The organism is Sodalis sp. RH14, assembly GCF_047324285.1.
In the GTDB taxonomy this organism is placed as follows: domain Bacteria; phylum Pseudomonadota; class Gammaproteobacteria; order Enterobacterales; family Enterobacteriaceae; genus Acerihabitans.
In genome coordinates this window covers 1,448,365-1,466,945 of record NZ_CP178739.1, presented here as the reverse complement: position 1 = coordinate 1,466,945, position 18,581 = coordinate 1,448,365, and the positions used below count along the sequence as shown (strand labels likewise).

At 54.8% G+C, this 18,581-nt stretch carries 16 protein-coding genes; 4 read left to right on the top strand and 12 right to left on the bottom strand.

What is annotated here, in order from left to right; genetic code table 11:
• Window positions 1–64 precede the first annotated feature (64 nt).
• The 3 genes from potF to rimK all read right to left on the bottom strand — a co-directional run bounded on the left by potF (window position 65) and on the right by rimK (window position 3,205).
• Window positions 65–1,177: a spermidine/putrescine ABC transporter substrate-binding protein PotF gene (gene potF, locus ACL2XQ_RS06555; protein ID WP_410015934.1), complete on the bottom strand. Its 1,113-nt coding sequence runs from the start codon at window positions 1,175–1,177 to the stop codon at window positions 65–67.
• A gap of 376 nt (window positions 1,178–1,553) precedes the next feature.
• Window positions 1,554–2,033 (bottom strand): YbjN domain-containing protein, encoded by a 480-nt coding sequence (locus ACL2XQ_RS06550; RefSeq protein ID WP_410015935.1) that lies wholly within the window; start codon window positions 2,031–2,033, stop codon window positions 1,554–1,556.
• Window positions 2,034–2,302: 269 nt separating this feature from the next.
• Window positions 2,303–3,205 (bottom strand): 30S ribosomal protein S6--L-glutamate ligase, encoded by a 903-nt coding sequence (gene rimK / locus ACL2XQ_RS06545; protein WP_410015936.1) that lies wholly within the window; start codon window positions 3,203–3,205, stop codon window positions 2,303–2,305.
• Between the two features lie 244 nt (window positions 3,206–3,449).
• Between rimK and ACL2XQ_RS06540 the strand changes: the two genes are divergently transcribed.
• Entirely contained in the window at window positions 3,450–3,716 is a 267-nt protein-coding gene (locus tag ACL2XQ_RS06540) for a GrxA family glutaredoxin (RefSeq protein ID WP_410015937.1), read from the top strand.
• 72 nt (window positions 3,717–3,788) lie between these two features.
• On the opposite strand, the gene ybjM is transcribed toward ACL2XQ_RS06540, so the two are convergent.
• Entirely contained in the window at window positions 3,789–4,157 is a 369-nt protein-coding gene (gene ybjM, locus ACL2XQ_RS06535; RefSeq protein WP_410015938.1) for an inner membrane protein YbjM, read from the bottom strand.
• A gap of 1,525 nt (window positions 4,158–5,682) precedes the next feature.
• Here ybjM and ACL2XQ_RS06530 point away from each other — a divergent pair.
• A complete protein-coding gene (locus ACL2XQ_RS06530; RefSeq protein ID WP_413740160.1) occupies window positions 5,683–6,975 on the top strand; it encodes a serine/threonine transporter in 1,293 nt (430 codons plus the stop codon).
• A gap of 54 nt (window positions 6,976–7,029) precedes the next feature.
• Here ACL2XQ_RS06530 and ACL2XQ_RS06525 read toward each other — a convergent pair whose 3' ends face one another.
• The 4 genes from ACL2XQ_RS06525 to ACL2XQ_RS06510 form a co-directional block, all read right to left on the bottom strand.
• The gene (locus ACL2XQ_RS06525) at window positions 7,030–8,229 is read right to left on the bottom strand and encodes a serine hydrolase (protein WP_410015941.1); all 1,200 of its coding nucleotides are present in this window, start codon (window positions 8,227–8,229) and stop codon (window positions 7,030–7,032) included.
• Between the two features lie 280 nt (window positions 8,230–8,509).
• Window positions 8,510–9,169, bottom strand: a complete 660-nt coding sequence (locus ACL2XQ_RS06520; protein WP_410015942.1) for a methionine ABC transporter permease — start codon at window positions 9,167–9,169, stop codon at window positions 8,510–8,512.
• The gene (locus ACL2XQ_RS06515) at window positions 9,162–10,178 is read right to left on the bottom strand and encodes a methionine ABC transporter ATP-binding protein (RefSeq protein WP_413730723.1); all 1,017 of its coding nucleotides are present in this window, start codon (window positions 10,176–10,178) and stop codon (window positions 9,162–9,164) included. Before ACL2XQ_RS06515 ends, ACL2XQ_RS06520 begins: the two co-directional genes overlap by 8 nt.
• Before the next feature lie 72 nt (window positions 10,179–10,250).
• Window positions 10,251–11,093 (bottom strand): MetQ/NlpA family ABC transporter substrate-binding protein, encoded by an 843-nt coding sequence (locus tag ACL2XQ_RS06510; RefSeq protein ID WP_413722367.1) that lies wholly within the window; start codon window positions 11,091–11,093, stop codon window positions 10,251–10,253.
• Window positions 11,094–11,461: 368 nt separating this feature from the next.
• Here ACL2XQ_RS06510 and ACL2XQ_RS06505 point away from each other — a divergent pair, with 368 nt between their 5' ends.
• On the top strand, window positions 11,462–12,088 hold the full coding sequence (locus tag ACL2XQ_RS06505) for a glutathione S-transferase family protein (RefSeq protein WP_410015945.1): 627 nt from the start codon (window positions 11,462–11,464) through the stop codon (window positions 12,086–12,088).
• Between the two features lie 133 nt (window positions 12,089–12,221).
• On the opposite strand, the gene ACL2XQ_RS06500 is transcribed toward ACL2XQ_RS06505, so the two are convergent.
• Window positions 12,222–13,331 (bottom strand): PQQ-dependent sugar dehydrogenase, encoded by a 1,110-nt coding sequence (locus ACL2XQ_RS06500; protein ID WP_410015946.1) that lies wholly within the window; start codon window positions 13,329–13,331, stop codon window positions 12,222–12,224.
• Window positions 13,332–13,617: 286 nt separating this feature from the next.
• Here ACL2XQ_RS06500 and ACL2XQ_RS06495 point away from each other — a divergent pair, with 286 nt between their 5' ends.
• Window positions 13,618–14,445: a 5'-nucleotidase, lipoprotein e(P4) family gene (locus tag ACL2XQ_RS06495; RefSeq protein ID WP_413740159.1), complete on the top strand. Its 828-nt coding sequence runs from the start codon at window positions 13,618–13,620 to the stop codon at window positions 14,443–14,445.
• 730 nt (window positions 14,446–15,175) lie between these two features.
• On the opposite strand, the gene gsiD is transcribed toward ACL2XQ_RS06495, so the two are convergent.
• The 3 genes from gsiD to gsiB are packed head-to-tail and all read right to left on the bottom strand — an operon-like array spanning window position 15,176 to window position 18,562.
• Window positions 15,176–16,081, bottom strand: coding sequence for a glutathione ABC transporter permease GsiD (gene gsiD, locus ACL2XQ_RS06490; RefSeq protein ID WP_413722364.1), 906 nt, complete (start codon window positions 16,079–16,081; stop codon window positions 15,176–15,178).
• Window positions 16,082–16,090: 9 nt separating this feature from the next.
• Window positions 16,091–17,011 carry a glutathione ABC transporter permease GsiC gene (gene gsiC, locus ACL2XQ_RS06485; RefSeq protein ID WP_410015949.1) on the bottom strand — a complete coding sequence of 307 codons (921 nt, stop codon included), beginning with the start codon at window positions 17,009–17,011 and terminating at the stop codon, window positions 16,091–16,093.
• Window positions 17,012–17,020: 9 nt separating this feature from the next.
• Window positions 17,021–18,562, bottom strand: coding sequence for a glutathione ABC transporter substrate-binding protein GsiB (gene gsiB, locus ACL2XQ_RS06480; protein ID WP_413727010.1), 1,542 nt, complete (start codon window positions 18,560–18,562; stop codon window positions 17,021–17,023).
• Window positions 18,563–18,581 lie beyond the last annotated feature (19 nt).

Sequence of the window (18,581 nt, the reverse complement as noted above, 5' to 3'; positions counted from 1 at the left end):
TAGCATAACAGGCGGTATGAAACCGCCTGTTGGTTAGCATAATGTCAACCCTGCGGCGGGCAGATTACTTGCCGCTTTTTACCTTGGTCCAGGCACGGGTGATAACCCGGTCTATTTGCGGTGGCTGAACTTTAAGGCTAAATAATTTAGCGCGCACCTCGGGCGGCGGATAAATGCCGGGATTATTGCGCACCTCTTCATTGACCAGCGGCGTGGCCGCTTTATTGCCGTTGGCATAGAATATCTGATTGCTGACCTGGGCAATAACCTGGGGGTCCATCAGAAAATTAAGGAACTGATAGGCCTCGTCGGTATTTTTGGCGTCGGCCGGAATCGCCAGCACGTCAAAAAACGCCAGCGCGCCTTCCTTAGGAATACTATAGGCGATATGAACGCCGTTCTTCGCTTCCTTCGCGCGATTTGCCGCCTGCATCACGTCGCCGGCCCAGCCGATGGCAACGCAAATGTCCCCATTTGCCAAATCGTTGATATATTGCGAGGAATGGAAATAACGGATGCTGGGGCGCAGCTTTAACAGCAGATCGGTGGCCGGCCCGGTATAATCCGCGGCGTTGGCGCTGTTCGGATCCTTGCCCAGGTAATTGAGGACGGTGGCGAATATCTCCGAGGGCGCATCAAGGAATGAAACGCCGCAGCTTTTCAGCTTCGCCAGGTTTTCCGGTTTTAACACCAGATCCCAGCTGTTTACCGGCGCGTCCGCGCCCAGAATGGCTTTGACCTTATCGACGTTATAGGCAATGCCGGTGGTAGCCCACATATAGGGAATGGCATATTTGTTATCAGGATCGTGCTGGCTGATAAGTTTCAATAATTCCGGATCCAGATTTTTATAATTCGGCAGTTTACTTTTATCCAAAGGCTGGAATACCCCGGCGGTTAACTGTCGCTCCAGGAAACTGGCGGAAGGCACCACCACGTCAAAGCCGGTACTGCCGGCCATCAGTTTACCCTCCAATACTTCATTGGAGTCGAAAACATCATAGATGACTTTTATGCCGGTTTGTTTTTCAAAATCCGGCACGGTGTTCGGCGCAATATAATCCGACCAATTATAGACATGCAGCGTTTTTTGTTCCGCACCTGATGCGGTGACGGACGCAGCCATCAGCAGGCCGGCAACTATACCCGACAACCATTTTTTACGTTGGGTGAACATCCGTTGCTTCCTCCAAATCCCGGTCAATAAAAGATATTTCTGTATAACGTCGCCGGTATACAGTGCTTAAATAAGCGCAGCGGCTGTTGGCGGCACCGTGAATAGCCGATCCCCCGCGGACGCGCGCGGGGAGATAACGTTATGAAAACGGTTGTCCGACGGATCACGCGCAGCATCGCAAGCATAACCGCAGCGCCACTGCGACGCCAGCGATCCGCAAAAAAAATGGCTTTAATCGATTAATTATTCACTAATTAGTGAACAAATCTGGTATTGGACGCATAAATGACAAAGGATCTGCGCTCGCGCGGGCGCAACGACAGCATAAATGATGGGAAGGTACCGGGAGGGCACGCCGCCTGCGGCAGGCGGCAGATCAATGGATAACCGGAAGGGTATTTTTGGCGTCGGCGGGCTGTTCTTCGCCGTCAATAAACAGCAAATCATTGGCACGCGCTTCCAGAATCAGCATGGAAATCTGTTCTTCGGACTGCTGCATAAAATGTTTAAACTGACCAAAGGTCACGCCCACCTCAATGCTTAACGCCTGGCACGCCACCAGCTTGGGCAAGTTATCGTCCTGAATATCGATAAAGGCCTTCACCGTCAGCGAACTGGCATTTATCTGACTTAAATCCCCCACCAGCGCTATCAGCGCGGTGGGACGCACCTCCGCCAGGGCGGAAAATAAAATGACGTTATCGACCAAATCAACTTTGGCATCGAAGATACCGTCAAAATTTTGCATATGCGGCAGATGCAACGCCTGGCAGGAGTCACACTCGAAAAACGTCAGGCTGAGCTTTTCCAGCCAGCGTCTAAGGATGTCCAGATCCGGGACAACAAGTGAATCCATGAAGGCCAACCTCTAAATGAAAAATGCGAAACGGGGCATAGCTTACGGAATAATCGTCAAAGGTGCCATGGACAAACGCAGGAAATTATTTTAACAGTCGGCCCGGCCGGTTATCCGGGCGTAGCGGCGCGCGGCGCGCTATTGCGCGGCAAACAACATCATATTGATTTTTAATAGATAGCTTTCTCATTAATCACCATAGGTCAGACCAATGTCCGCCCCCCGGGACAAAATCTGAAAATGCCCTTTTTGCCGCGGGTACGGTGGATTTACAAGGTATTGCCCGGTTTTAACATTTTCTGGCCGTGCTGTTCGATGTATTCAATCATCATTCCGGCAATATCGGTGCCGGTGGCGGTTTCCACCCCTTCCAGGCCCGGCGAGGCATTGACCTCCATCACCAAGGGCCCGCGCCGCGCCCGCAGGATATCGACGCCGGCCACATCAAGCCCCAAAGTGCTGACCGCCTTGATGGCCACCGCCCTCTCCCGGGGGGTAATGACAATTTTGCGGGCCGAACCGCCCCGATGAAGATTGGAGCGGAAATCTCCCGCTTCGGCCTGGCGTTCGATAGCCGCCACCACCCGGTTGCCCACCACCAGGCACCGGATATCGCAGCCTTTCGCCTCCTGAATATATTCCTGCACCAGAAACTGCGCCTTCAAGCCGCGAAAGGCGTCGATAACACTCTTGGCGGCCTGGGATGTTTCAGCCAGCACCACGCCGATGCCCTGAGTGCCTTCCACCAGCTTCACCACCAGGGGCGCCCCGCCCACCATGGCAATCAGATCGCCGGTATCGTCCGGGGAATCGGCAAAGCCCGTCACCGGCAGATCGATGCCCTCTTTTGCCAGCAGTTGAAGGGAATGCAGTTTATCCCTGGCGCGGGTAATGGCCGAAGAACCGTTCAGCGCATAGCTGCCCAGCATTTCAAACTGGCGCAAGACCGCGGTGCCGTAAAAGGTGATGGCGGTGCCGATCCGCGGGATAACCGCATCGTAATGCGCCAGGCGATTGCCGCGGTAATGAATGGCGGGCGCGTCGCAATTGATGTTCATATAGCAGGAGAGCGGATCGATGATATCCACGCTATGACGTCGGAATTCGGCCGCTTCCCGCAGTCGCCTGCAGGAAAACAGGGTGCCGTCCCGGGATAAAATGGCTATTTTCACGGTTTACCCAGATTGATCATAGTGGACCGGCTCATAATAATCCGCCCGCGGGCGCGGGTCGAGAAAAGTTTAGCGTCCCGGGACGGTTTGCTCGCGCATGAAACAGATAGGCGGGATGCATTGGACTAAAAGGTATTTTCTGCTTTTTTTTGACGCAGGTCACAGGCATAGTAGCTGACAGCGAAAAGCATAACCGAGTGCAAAGATTCGTTTCGTTTTTTCTTTTATGCGTTAAGGAGTGTATATGTTTGCTGTCATTTTTGGACGTCCGGGCTGTCCTTATTGTGTGCGCGCTAAAGAGCTGGCTGAAAAACTGACCGCTGAACGGGATGACTTCTCTTTCCGTTATGTCGATATCCATGCGGAAGGCATATCCAAGGCCGACCTGTCGAAAACCGTCGGCAAACCCGTGGAAACCGTGCCGCAAATCTTCGTCGATCAGGTTCATATCGGCGGCTGCACTGATTTTGAAGCTTACGCGAAAGAAAACCTCAGTCTTTACCAGCAATAATCCGCACTGCTTTATTACTGCATCACTGCGATGGAAGCCAGCCCGGGCTGGCTTTATTCTTTTATGCCGCCGTCAATGCGCCGCCCCTTTGTATATCACGCCGGCAAAGTAACACCCCAGCGCGCCGCAGGCGCACCAGAATACCGCGCTTAACATGTAGGCAAGCTGATACCACAGGCTGATGGATAAACCATGTCCGAGGTAAAACAGCAGCAGGCAAAAAGGCGAAGCGATCAGGGCGCCCACGATCGGATTGATGATTTTATTCTCATGCAACAGCAGGCTGCCGACGATGCCGGGCAGTAAAAACAGCAGCAGGCCAAATGCCGCACCGTGATCCCCGGTCTTCATCACTTCGAAGCCGCTGACCTGGCTGGCAAAGATTACGCCGAACAGTACAGCACTGCTTATGGTTCCAGCCCAATGCCGGTAGAGCGCCATTTTTGCCTCCCATAATTCACGCTGTGATCAAAACGCCCTAGAAAAAAACGCGATTTCCCGGTGATGAATGCCGCCCAGATCATCCCCGGCCGCCGGTCATCGGCAGAAAATGTTTACCGCGATAAAATGACGTATATTTTCCCGGCGTCGAGGGAAAAACGGCGCCAAAGGCGAACGTCCGGTAACCGTCAAATCCCGGGACGCTTACCTGGCGGCAATAATTGTGTATTCTAAGATTTTATTCTAATGAATATACTTTATAATCTCATAATTATCAAACAGTTGCTGGTAACAATAAAGTTATGGCCCATGCTTATTAAGGTGGCTGATTTGTTACGCAAGAATGAAATTTTGTTATTCATTGTGAGAGAACAATCACACCCCGATGGACATATAATACCGATGATAATCTTCCAACCTTGTCATTAGCCTGACTTTTTTACGGTAAATAAAATAATTTCTTTTTTTGCCCAGGGCGCGGCGCTGAAACGCTTTTTGCCACCATCAGACCTTTTCTATCCATGGCGGCGTGGCAATAAAATGAAAATTTCAGTTTTTTCTTATGATGACACGCCGCCCTCTTACATTAATTTTTTTACATAAACAGCAGCCACCGGCCGCGCGCGCCGGGTCGGCCGTACGCGTTGCCGGCTGCTGCCGTACGGCGCGGGCGCCGACGCATAAGCACGGCGCTCATGGCGCCGTTCGGAAATGAGATTTTTTTGATCTAACGCAGAACTTTCGCTTATGGCCGCAGTCTGAATATGTGCCACTGCTTTTCTTTGATGTCCCCAAATTGAGGAGCCCGATCGTCCCGCCTATTAGGTTCAAGACTTTCGGGTTTTTTATTGTCCGCCATTCCCCCGGTCATAACGGTTGCCTGGCGCATCGAGCGGCGGTTTCCCCGCTACAACCTGCGCCCCTGCGCTGACGTCGCCACCTGCAGGCCGGACAGCGATTTTTTAGTCTGGTCGCTGGGCCGGGGCCGGGGCCGGGGCCGGGGCCGTATTATCCCCTATTATTCCACGAAAAATGACTAATTCAATTACAGTAAATTAATTAAAAGATAATTCATAATAACAGCAATAATAAATGCCGACATTAGGTGCTTGGCCGCATAATAGCGTTATAGGGGTGCAGGCTATTGGGCAGGCATTAATCTCATGACGGCGGCAGGTCGAAAAAAAATGCCGCCAATGCCAAAAAATATCATTATATTAAAGCGTTAGTTAACCTTAACGTTAATGAACCATTACAAATATTATAGCAGGAGTTATTATTATTACGCATTAACCTAACCCGTACTGCACCATTAAATAATCGACTTAGATCAAAAAAATCAACATAGCGCATGAATATCCCGAACAAATTCTATATTATGTCCATCTGATCTCACCGCCCAATATTATTTACCTGATGACTCGCTCTTACTGTTTTTCGTAACTGCTATTGCAATAAAAGCGGCTATGTAATAAGCCTTTGCAGTTTATATATTATTCGTTCCGCTTTGTTTTTTGGAGATATAATGGATACAACTCAAGCCACCACGGAAACACTGGCCCATCGGACCGCGTCGGCATCCTGGAGCAAAACGGATGCTGTCTGGATGATGGGGCTTTATGGCACGGCTATCGGCGCCGGGGTGCTGTTTTTGCCCATCAATGCAGGTATCGGGGGCCTGGTGCCGCTGATCATCATGGCGCTGATTGCGTTCCCCATGACCTTTTTCGCCCATCGCGCTTTATGCCGCCTGGTGTTGTCGGGCGACGGCGCGTGCCGGGATATTACCGACGTGATTGAGCAACACTTCGGCGCCCGGGCGGGCCAGGTGATTACCCTGCTTTATTTTTTTGCCATTTACCCCATTCTGCTGGTCTACGGCGTCGCCATCACCAATACCGTCGACAGTTTTATTACCCATCAATTGCACCTTACCGCGCCGCCGCGCGCGCTGCTGTCGCTGATCTTGATCATGGGCCTGATGACCGTCATCCGCCTGGGCAAGGAGATTATCGTCAAGGTCATGAGCATGCTGGTATTCCCCTTTGTCGCGGTGCTGTTGTTCCTGGGCGCGTTCCTGGTGCCGCACTGGAGCACCGACATTTTCCATACCGCCCTGCCGCTTCGCGGCACAGGAAACGGCGGGTTATGGCATACCCTGTGGCTGGCGGTGCCGGTGCTGGTATTCTCGTTTAACCATTCACCCATCATTTCCGCCTTCGCCATGTCGAAAAAAAAGGAATACGGCGATAACGCCGAGCAAAAATGCTCGCGCATTTTATTATACAGCAACATCCTGATGGTGCTGACGGTGATGTTTTTCGTTTTCAGCTGCGTCCTTAGCCTCTCGCCCCAGGACCTGGCGCACGCCAAAACGCAAAATATCTCCATCCTGTCCTTCCTGGCCAATCACTTCAACAATCCCTTTATCGGTTTTTTGGCGCCGGTCGTGGCGTTTGTCGCGATAACCAAATCCTTCCTCGGCCATTACCTCGGCGCCAGCGAGGGCTTTATCAGCCTGCTGGATAAGGCGCTGCGCAAGCCGGGCAGAACCGTCCATGAGGTTACACTGCACCGGCTGACGGGGCTGTTTATGCTGGCGTCGACCTGGCTGGTGGCGACCATCAACCCCAGCATCCTGGGTATTATTGAAATGCTGGGCGGCCCGATTATCGCCATGCTGCTTTTTCTGCTGCCCATGTATGCCATAGCCAAGGTGCCGGCCATGGCCCGCTATCGCGGCGCGGCCAGCAATTATTTTGTTTGGGCCATAGGCTTTATCGCGCTGTCGGCGATTCTGTATAAGCTGCTGGAATAAGGTGGGATAATGCCTCCCGCTGGGAGGCATCATAATAACGGAAGACGAGACGGCCTATTTGCCAAACCAGCCGTGTATGGTCTGCAGGATCCAATCCCAGATGTTGCGGAAAAAGCCGCCTTTCTGCACTTCATCGAGCACCACAAGCGGGCGTTGTTCGACAACCTTGCCGTCCAGTTGAAAATCAATGGTTCCTACCACCTGGTGGCGAGCCAGCGGCGCCTCAAGATGAGGAGACGCCAGGGTAAATGACGCCTTCAGGTTTTTCATCTGGCCTTTAGGCAAGGTAACAGACGCATCCTGCGCCACGCCCAAGTCCACCTCACTGCGATCGCCGAACCAGACCCGCTGGCGGGTAAAGGGTTTGCCGGCGGGAATCAGCGTCAGCGTTTCATAAAAATTGAAGCCCCAGGTGAGGATTTTTTCGCTCTCGCGAAAACGCACCCCGTCGGTGGGCGCGCCCAGCACCACCGAAATCAGCCGCATGCCGCCAGGGGTGATAGCCGACGCCACCAGGTTATGGCCCGCGCCATCGGTATAACCGGTCTTGATGCCGTCCACGGTGAGATTGCTGTTCCATAACAGCCGGTTGCGGTTGAGCTGTTTAATCTTGTTATAGGTGAATTCTTTTTGTTTATGCAGGGCATATTCGTCCGGGACATCCCGAATCAGCGCCTGGCTGATGATCGCCATATCCCGCGCGGTGCTGTATTGCCCTTCGGCATCCAGCCCATGCACGGTGAGGAAATGGGTATTTTTCAATCCCATGACGTCGACATATTTGTTCATCAGGCTGACAAACGCATCCTGACTGCCGGCGACATAATCCGCGAGGGCGATACTGGCATCGTTGCCCGACTGGATCACCACCCCGTTGTTCAGATCCGCCACGGAGACCTGCTCTCCGGGCTTCAGGAACATCAGCGACGAACCGCGCAGTACCGGGTTACCCGTGGCCCAGGCATCCTTGCCGATGGTGACTTTATCCTGCTCCGTGATTTTTTTGGCCTTCAGGGACTGCCCAATCACATAGCTGGACATGATTTTTGTCAGGCTGGCGGGGTCGAGACGCAGATCGGCATTTGACTCCGCCAGCACTTTGCCGCTTTGATAATCCATCAGGATAAACGCCTTGGCGTTTACTTCCGGCGCGGCGGGCGGCGTATCGGCCCGGGCTGCGGGGATGAGGGCCAGCACCAGCAGTGCGCCCAGGGTCAGGGTGGTTTTTTTTTGTGGAAAAATGTCATTCTTCATGGCGTGGCCAGAGTATCCCTTCAACAATGGTAACCGCGTTACTCACGGTAGAGATCCCAACAGAGTTTGATGACAAAGCCATACCTTGGGATGATGGGCAAAACCATAAACATAGCGATGTTCCTGATCATCATACCCGTTTTAAATTTGTGTGCTGGTTTGTCAGCCGTGCAAACACATTAAGTCTATGCGAAACAGTTCAACTTTGCCGCAACGGCGATCAATTTTCAGCTCTTTTTACATTTTTTTATCTTACCGCCGCCTGACGGCGGGCGGCGGTTTAGCGTTTACTGCGCCGGTCGGCGCGTTGTGCCAGGGCGTCGCCCAACACCTGGACTATCTGGACTAAAATAACCAGCGCCACCACGGTAATGATCATAACGTTGGTTTCATAGCGGTAATAACCAAAACGGATGGCCAGGTCGCCCACCCCACCGCCGCCGACAATCCCCGCCATGGCGGAATAGCCGATAAGGCTGACCAGGGTGATGGTCAACCCTCGTAATAGACCCGCCAGCGCCTCCGGTAATAACACCGTGCAGATGATGCGCATCGGGCTGGCGCCAAAGGCTTCGGCAGCCTCGACAATGCCGGGATCCACTTCGCGCAGCGCGCCATCCACCAGACGGGCATAAAACGCGATGGCCGCCACGGATAACGGCACGGCCGCGGCGATGGGCCCGATGGTGTTGCCCAGCAACAATTGCGTTAACGGCAGCAGCAGCACCAGCAGGATGACAAAGGGTATCGAACGGATGATATTTACCAGCACCGTGCCGCTAAGATAGAGGGCGCGGTTTTGCCAGAACAGATGGCGGTCGGTGACATAGATGAGAAAGCCCAGCGGCAGGCCGCCGATAATGGCAAACAGCGTGGCGATCCCTACCATCTGGAAGGTTTCGCCAAACGCGGCAAAAAGATCGAGCCATAAATCAGCCATGCAGCACCTCCACGCGCGCGGTATTTTCCTGGATATAGGTGACCGCCAGGGCAACCTGTTCCGGCCGGGTGGGATGGGTTAACAGCGCCACCAGCACGCCCAACGCGCGGTAGCCGATATACTCAATTTTTCCGTGCAGGATATTCACCGACACGCCGAAACGCGTGGCGACATCCGACAGCACCGGCTGCTCGGCGGAGGCGCCGACAAACAATATTTTCAACAGGGTACCGCGTAAATCCTGCATTAAGCGGGGCGGCAGCTCCAGATTAAAGGTATGCGAAACCAGTTGCCGGGTAAATTCGTGCCGGGGCGTGGCGAAAATGTCAAAAACCGCCCCTTCCTCCACCACTTTCCCCCCGGTCATCACCGCCACGCGGTCGCAGATGGTCTTGATGACCGTCATTTCATGGGAAATCAATACAATGGTAATGCCGAGGCGGACATTGATTTCCTTAAGCAGCGTCAGTATTGATGCCGATGTTTCCAGATCCAGCGCCGAGGTCGGCTCGTCACACAGCAACACCTCAGGCTGGTTAGCGATGGCGCGTGCGATGCCGACCCGCTGTTTTTGCCCGCCGCTAAGCTGTGCCGGGAAGGCCGCCGCCTTATCGGCCAGGCCCACCAGCGCCAGGATTTCCGGTACCCGCCGGGCGATATCACCGGAGGATTTGCCGGCCGCCCGCAGGCTGAAGGCGACGTTCGCCGCCACCGTGCGCGTATGCATCAGGTTAAAATGCTGGAAAATCATGCCGATTTTTTGCCGTTGCCGGCGCAGCGCGCCGCCGGAAAGCGCGCTGACCCGGACGTCGTTAACGATAACTTCGCCGGCGCTTGGCCGCTGGAGCAGGTTGATGGTGCGCAGCAGCGTGCTTTTGCCCGCCCCGCTGGCGCCGACGATACCGTAGATTTCACCGCGTTTAATCCGCAGGCTGACGTCGTCCACCGCACGGGCGCCCGGTTGCTTTCCCTGTGGGAAATCCACGCTGATATGGTCTAACTGAATCATTATCCGCATACTCCAAAATCACATCCAAAGCGGAAAACCGCCTGCCGAACAAGAGTGCCGGCAGGGGCTTGGTCAGGGTTTAACCTGGGGGGCGGCCTGCATCCATTCGGGTTTCTGGAATTGGCTGAACATCGAGCCGGGTTGGTTAATCACCGCAGCATACGCCGGCGATTCCACCGCGGCCTTGATGTCTTTGACAAAAGGTTTATCCAAATCGTCGGTGCGTACCGCAATGACATTTTTCAGATTTTCATCCAGCGTTTCCAGCGCCAGGGCCGATGACATCTTCAGGCCCGCGGCAATGGCAAAGTTGCCGTTGACCAGCGCGCCGCTGGCGCTGTCTAGGGTGCGCGGCAACTGGGCGGCCTCCAGCGGCTTGAATACCAGGCCGCGCGGATTCAGGGCGATATCGCGTTCGGAGGCTTTGGTGGGGTCGATATCCGCCTTGATTTTAATCAGACCCAGTTTTTCCAGAAAACGCAGGCCGCGCGCCAGGTTGGTGGGATCATTTGATAGCGTGATGATATCGCCCTTTTTGAGCTCGCGGATGGCGGTGATTTTATGCGAATAGAAACCCATGCTGGCGGTGGGCACGGTGATAAGTTTACTCACCTTCAGGTTTTTGTCGGCGGCAAACTTTTCCAGATACAGCGTATGCTGGAAAAGATTGGCGTCAATACTGCCGTTGGCCAATGCCATATTCGGCTGTACATAGTCGCTAAACTCCCGCACCTCCACCGTATAGCCTTTCTTTACCAGCTCAGGCTTGATGGCCTGCTTCACCATATCCCCATAAGGACCCGGCGCGACGCCGAAGACAATGGTTTTTGGATCGCTGTTCGCCTGGGCCAATTGCAACCCCAGGGCAAACAGCCCTACGGATAAAACCGCGCGCACGATTTTTATCACTGTCATAACGATACCTTTCCCTAAATGAATGGACCCGGCCAATGGCCGTAAAACCCAAGATTAAAGCATAATTCCCAGGCGGACATCGCGGATTCTTGCCGCGCTATTTTTTTTTGAAACAAAATATCGTTTAAAGATGCATGTTTAGATAATTATCAATTAGCGCAATAGTTTACAGGTTATAATTTATGAAGACCGGTTAAACCATGAAGATATGTCCGGGAAAAGCTCATTTTCTTTTTATGCGCTAAAATCAGGCTTAATACGGCGATAAAAGGCGGAGCAGGTAAACCGGTTTTTTTACGGCATAACCCCCTGTTAGGCCACGCTGAAGATTGCCCAACTATTTAGAAAAATATAACGGAGAAGGCGCAATGTTGACAATCTGGGGTCGTGAGAATTCAGTGAACGTGAAAAAAGTACTGTGGTGCGCCGCGGAACTTGAACTGGCGTTCAACGTAATACCGGCTGGCGGCGAATACGGTAAAAACAAGGATCCGCTGTTCCTGGCGTTAAATCCCAACGGCCTGGTGCCCTGCCTGCAGGATGATGATAACGATTTGGTGCTCTGGGAATCCAATACCATCGTACGCTATATGGCGGCAAAATTCGGCCAGGACCAGTGGCTATTAGCGGATGCGGCGGTACGCGCCGCCTCTGAAAAATGGATGGACTGGACGTTATCCAGCCTGTCGCCGGCGTTACAGCCGGTGTATATCAATCTTATCCGCACGCCACCGGCCAAGCGTGATAAACAATTGATAGAAAACGGCATTAAACGATGCGAGGAATTATTGGATATCGCTGAAACCGCTCTGGAAAAACACCCCTATTTTTCCGGGGAAAAATTCGGCATCGGCGACATTCCCATCGGATGCCTGGCGTATAACTGGTTTACGCTTGATATCGAGCGCAAACCACGTACCCATCTGCAAACCTGGTATGACGCCATTTCTTCCCGTCATGCCTTCAAGACGCGGGTCATGCTGCCGCTGAGCTAACCCGGGCCTGCCGATCGGCATGATGACGCGATGCGGGCCCGGCCGGAAGCGCCCGATCCCCGTGGCGGCCGTTGCCCGTCATGCGTGCGTTACGCTGTTCAGATACCGCAGCCATCGGCTATCAGGCCGGTGGTTATTCCAGCCCAAGCCTGAGTAATTTACCGTCCCGCTCGTCGGTGAGCGCGTAGACGAAGCCGTCGGGTCCCACGCGCACATCGCGGATGCGCTCATGGCGGTCTTCCAGCAAGCGTTGTTCAGACTTCACAACGTCTCCCTTTAGCGTCAGTCTGATTAACGCCTGTTGTTTTAATGCGCCGATAAACAGCGAGTTCTTCCACTGCGGAAATCGATCGGCGTTATAGAACGCCATACCGCTTATCGCCGGCGATTTTTGCCAATACCAGGCGGGTTGCACCGTGCCCGCGACCACACCGCCCTGCGCTTCGGGGATTTTCAAACCCGAGTAGTTAATGCCGTAAGTGGCGATCGGCCAGCCAAAGTTAGCGCCTTTGGTGATGATATTCACTTCATCGCCCCCCTGAGGGCCGTGTTCATTCTCCCAGATGACGCCGGTCCAGGGATTTAATGCCATTCCCTGCGGATTGCGATGCCCCAGGGACCAGATTTCCGGACGGGCATTATCGTCGTGGACAAAAGGATTATCCGGCGGTATTTCGCCATCGGCGGTTAAACGGACGATTTTGCCCTGGTGTTTGGTCATATCCTGCGCCGTGGGGCGGCGATTATTTTCGCCCAGGCTGATAAACAGAAATCCTTGCCGGTCAAATACCAGCCGTCCGCCAAAATGCTCGCCGCTGGACAGTTTGGGCTGCTGGCGGAAAATCACTTTAAAATCGGTCAGTTGCAGATTATTTTCCGATAAACGGCCATACCCGACCGCCGTACCCGCGTCGTCTTTGCCCGCTTCGGCATAGCTAAGATAAATGCGCCGCGACTGTGCAAAATCCGGGGCCAGGACCACATCGAACAGCCCGCCCTGGCCGTGGGCGTAGACCTTTGGCACGCCGGCGATGGGGGCCGAAAGGGGCTGGCCGGGCTGCCAGTAGCGTAGCCGTCCCGGTCGTTCGGTAATCAACATACCGCCGTCCCGCGGCAAAAATGCCAGGGACCAGGGGTGATCCATACCCGTGAGCAATTGGGTGACCTGAAGTTCCGCCGCCATGAGCCGGCCGCTGAAAAACGCCAGGCCGGCCGACAGCAGCAGAGGTGTTATCCAACGCATGGTGTTCTCTCCATTTTATCGTTCCCCTTAAGCGTAGAAATGACCCGCCGGTTGCGCGATAAATCACCGCCGGATTTACACTTACTGACATTACCGTTATTCCCTCGCGTGGTTCCCGTGCCCAATCGCACGATGTTTTTAGTTTCATAATTAATAAATTGCATGTTATTAATTTATAAATAACTAAGTTATCTTGAAAATTGATACCCCCTGCCAGACAACACTGAGATTACCCGCTTCGATGGGTTGAGTTATAGACAGTTTCGGGATACGACAAGGAGAAACAATGCATACTGTAAAATGCGGGTTCGCCGCTTTGACCCTCAGCCTGCTGCTAAGCGGCTGCGCTCCTCATCAGCAAGCCGCCGCGCCTGAGACGGCACAGCAAAAGCTCACGGAACAAACGGTATTTGCCGTTAACTGGATGCAGCAATCGGGCGAAATCAGCGCCCTGTCCTACCAGGCTTTCAATACCGCCGAAACGGCATTTACCCAAGCCAAAGCCCGCCCCGGCCTGAAGAAGGCGGTGGTGGTGGATCTGGATGAGACCATGATCGATAACAGCGCCTACGCCGGCTGGCAGATCAAGCATCACCAGCCCTTTACCGACGCTACCTGGAGCAAATGGAATCAGGCGCGCGAGGCCAAGGCGCTGCCGGGCGCGGTGGCGTTCTCCCACTATGTGCTGGAGCACGGCGGTCGTATTTTTTATGTCTCCAACCGCGCGCAGGCTGACTACACCGCCACGGTGGATAATCTCAAGGCGTTGGGTTTTGCCGACGTCAGCCCGCAAACAGTATTACTGAAACCTACCGGCGGCAGCTCCAATAAGGTTGAGCGTTTCGCGGCGGTGGAAAAACAGGGCTATGATATCGTGGTGTATGTCGGCGATAACCTGAATGATTTCAGCGGCGAGACCTATCATAAACTGAATACCCAACGGCGGGATTTTGTTAACCGTCACCAGGAGGAATTCGGGCGCAAATATATTGTGCTGCCCAATCCCAGCTATGGCGATTGGGAGGGGGGCATGGCGCAGGATTACTTTAAGGTGAATGATGAGGGCAAGGTGAAGATCAGGGAGGAGAGAATCGATGCCTGGGATGGGAAATAGGGAAGGATTGGCACTGCGGGTAATGGTCCGTGGCTGTTGCTTTTATCATTGACTGCCGCTTCTGCCAATGGCATTTATTTTTGGCACTGGCTCTTGCTATAGATAGTGCCATTTTCTATTGCCACCTGCTTTTGACCTTCACCTTCACTTTGATTTTTACTTTGATTTTGATTTTGACTTGGTCGTTGATTTTGACATTGACTTTGACTTGGTCGTTGATTTTGACGTTGACGTTGGACCGGCATCAAGCACGCTGACGGCACGGTTCACGACCGGACGAGCCGCAGGGATGCGGCGAGAGCTTAGGCCCGCGCCGGGAGCGCGTGCCGTGCGGGCCGCAGGGCGGGAGCCGGGACGGAAGGCACCGCGCAGCGGCGTGCGATCTGCCGGTAGCCCGGGGGTCGAGGGGGCCGGGGCGACTGCCGGCCCCTCGTCGCTTGCCCGCACGGGGCACCATAAAACACCGCCGCCCGCGGCAAGTGAAATCCCCACCTCACCCACAGACATCCCACTCCGGCAAGCGCCCCCCTCACCCGTTGACAACCCCACTCCGGCAAACGAAATCCCCACCTCACCCGCAGACATCCCACTCCGGCAAGCGAAATCCCCACCTCCCCCGTTGACAACCCCACTCCGGCAAACGAAGCCTCCGCCTCGCAAACCCACCCCATCAGCGCCACCAGTAAAAGCCCAAAAAGCGCACGCGGCCCCCGCCAGGGCACCCTTCTCCTTAATTCTTTAACTTAGGATCCAGCGCATCCCTCAACCCATCCCCCAGCAAATTAAACGCCAGCACCGTCAAAAAAATCGCCAGGCTCGGGAAAATGGCAATATGCGGCGCCGTCACCATATCCGCCCGCGCCTCATTCAGCATCGCCCCCCATTCAGGCATCGGCGGCTGCGCGCCCAGCCCCAGGAATGACAAACTGGCGGCGGTGATAATCGAGGTGCCGATACGCATGGTAAAATACACCACGATGGAAGACATCGTCCCCGGCAGAATATGGCGCAGCAGGATGGTGCGGTCCGACGCGCCGATACTGCGCGCCGATTCAATAAAGGTCTGGTGCTTGAGCACCAGCGTATTGCCGCGCACCAGCCTGGCAAACGCCGGAATGCTGAAAATCGCCACGGCGATAATCACATTCGCCATGCCGCTGCCCATAATCGCCACCACGGCGATAGCCAGCAAAATACCCGGAAAGGCAAACAACACGTCGCAGATCCGCATAATCAGCCGGTCCCACCAGCCTTCATAAAACCCGGCCACCAGGCCCATCACCGTGCCGATGACCATGCCGAGCAAGACGGAAAAAAAGCCCGCCGCCAGCGAAATGCGCGTGCCCATCAGGATGCGGCTGAAAATATCGCGCCCCAGGGAATCCACCCCCAGCCAGTGCATGGCCGACGGCCCTTCGTTAAGCCGGTCATAATCAAAAAAGTTTTCCGCGTCAAACGGCGCCAGCCAGGGCGCCAATAACGCGCTGATTATCAGCAGCAGCACAAATACCCCGGCCGCCAGCGCCAGCGGCTGCTGTTTAAAGCGCCGCCAGAACTCGCTCCACGGCGTGCGCACGCGATGAGGATTAAGCACCGGCATCGCCGCCAGGGCGGCGTTTCGTCGCCAGAATTTCATCGCCGGTCCTTACTGATACCGGATAGACGGATTGATTGCCGCATATAACATGTCCACCAGTAAATTAATAATGATAAATTCCAGCGAAAACAGCAGTACCTCGGCCTGTATCACCGGATAATCGCGCATCTCCACCGAATCCACCAGCAAACGTCCCAGTCCGGGCCAGTTAAATACCGCCTCCACCACGATCGAACCGCCCAGCAGAAAACCAAACTGCAGGCCCATCATGGTCACCACCGGAATCATGGCGTTGCGCAGGCCGTGTTTCACCACCACCCAGAATTCGCCCACGCCTTTGGCCCGGGCGGTGCGCATATAGTCTTCCTGCATCACCTCGACAAAAGAGGCGCGGGTAAAGCGCGCCATGATGGATGCCACCGCCGCGCCGAGAGTAATGGCGGGCAGGATATAATGCCGCGGCGTGTCCGCGCCCACGGTGGGCAGCCAGCCCAGGCCGACGGAAAACACCTGCATCAGCAGCATGCCCAGCGCAAAGGCGGGAAAAGAAATCCCCGAGACCGCAAGCGTCATGCCGATGCGGTCCGGCCAGCGGTTACGCCATACCGCCGAAACGATGCCCAGCGCCATGCCCAGAATCACCGCCCACGCCATACTGGCGACGGTCAGCCAGAATGTGGGCATAAACCGCGAGCTTATCTCGGCGCTGACCGGCCGTTTCGACACCAGCGAGGTGCCGAAATTGCCGCGTACGGCATTGGCGATAAAATGGACAAACTGCTCCGGCAAGGGCCGGTCCAGCCCCAAATCCTGGCGCACCAGCGCCACCACCGAGGCATCGGCGTTCGGCCCCGCCGCCAGCCTGGCCGGATCGCCCGGCAGCAGGTGGACAAACAGGAACACCAGCACCGCGACGATCAGCAGGGTCGGGATCAGCCCCAATAAGCGCTTAATAAAATAATTCAGCATTCTGCCGGGTTATTTCATATCAGCGTGGGTGAAATCAAATGAACTGTCCGGCATGACATAAAAACCGGTCAGATTCTTGCTGCGCGCGTACAGCATTTTTTCCGTCAGCAGGAATACCCAGGGTGCGTCAGCCCAGATTTTATCCTGCGCGTCTTTATACAACCGGGTTTTCTCGGCGCGGTCGGTGGTTTTCAGCGCCTCGGTCAAATCTTTATCCACCTGCGGATTACTGTAAAAGGCGGTATTGAAGATGGCAGGCGGCGCGGAGGTGCTGGCGAACAGCGGCGTCAGGGCCCAGTCGGCCTCGCCGGTGGACGCGGACCAGCCGGTATAGAACATGCGCACGCCGGTTTCGTTCACCCCTTTGGCCTCGACCTGGGCCGCGCGCTGGCCGGCATCCATGGCGGTAACGGTGGTTTTAATCCCCACCTGGGCCAGCTGTTGCTGGGTAAACTGCAGCGCCTTCTGGAAGGTGCTGGTATTGTGCGATGACCATAGGGTGGTGGTGAACCCGTCCGGATAACCGGCTTCCTTCAGCAGTTCGCGCGCCTTGGCCGGATCGTAGGGCCAGGGTTTGTATTTAACCGCATAATCAATGCCTGCGGGCAGCGGCCCCTCGGCGGGCACGGCATAACCGGCATAGGCGACTTTGATCAGCGCGTCTTTATTAATGGCGTAGTTCACGGCCTGGCGCACCCTGACGTCGTCAAACGGCTTTTGCGTTACATTCAGGCTGATATAGCGCTGCAGGATGGAGGGCGCCGACACCACATCCAGCTTCGTGCTTTTTGCCAGTAAGGCCGCCTGTTCGTAAGGGACCGGGAAGGCAAAATTGGCTTCGCCGGTTTGCAGCATCGCCGCGCGGGTATTGTTGTCCACCACCGGTCGCCAAGTGATGCTGTCGAGCTTGGCGGCGTCTTTTTGCCAGTAGCCGTCAAAACGCTTCACTTTGACAAAATCGGTCTGGTTCCACACCTCAAATTCGTATGGGCCGGTGCCCACCGGATGAAAGCCGATTTCCTTGCCGTATTTTTGCAGCGCCGCGGGGGAAATCATCGCCGCCGCCGGATGGGACAAATTATTGATAAACGGCGAGAACGGCGTTTTCAGCGTGATTTTTACCGTTAACGGGTCGACCACCTCGGTCTTGTCGATCATTTTGAACAGATTGTAGCGCTTGAGATGGTTGTCCGGATTGCTGGCGCGATCCAGGTTCACCTTGACCGCTTCGGCATTAAAATCAGTACCGTCCTGGAACTTCACGCCTTTATGCAGCTTGATGGTATAGGTGAGGCCGTCGGCGCTGGCCTGATAACTTTCCGCCAATACGTTAACCTGCTTCATATCCTTATCGAAGCCAAACAGCCCCTGGTAGAACGACTTGGCCACCGCCTGCGACAGGGTATCATTGGCGTCATACGGGTCCAGGCTGGTAAAGTTGGAACCCACCGCAATCACCGCGTCCTTGGCCGCCCAGGCCGGTACCGATACCCACGCGCCCATCACCGCCGAGGCGATAAGCATATTACGCTTAACCGTGTTTTTTATCATAAGGTTGCACTCTCCAAGA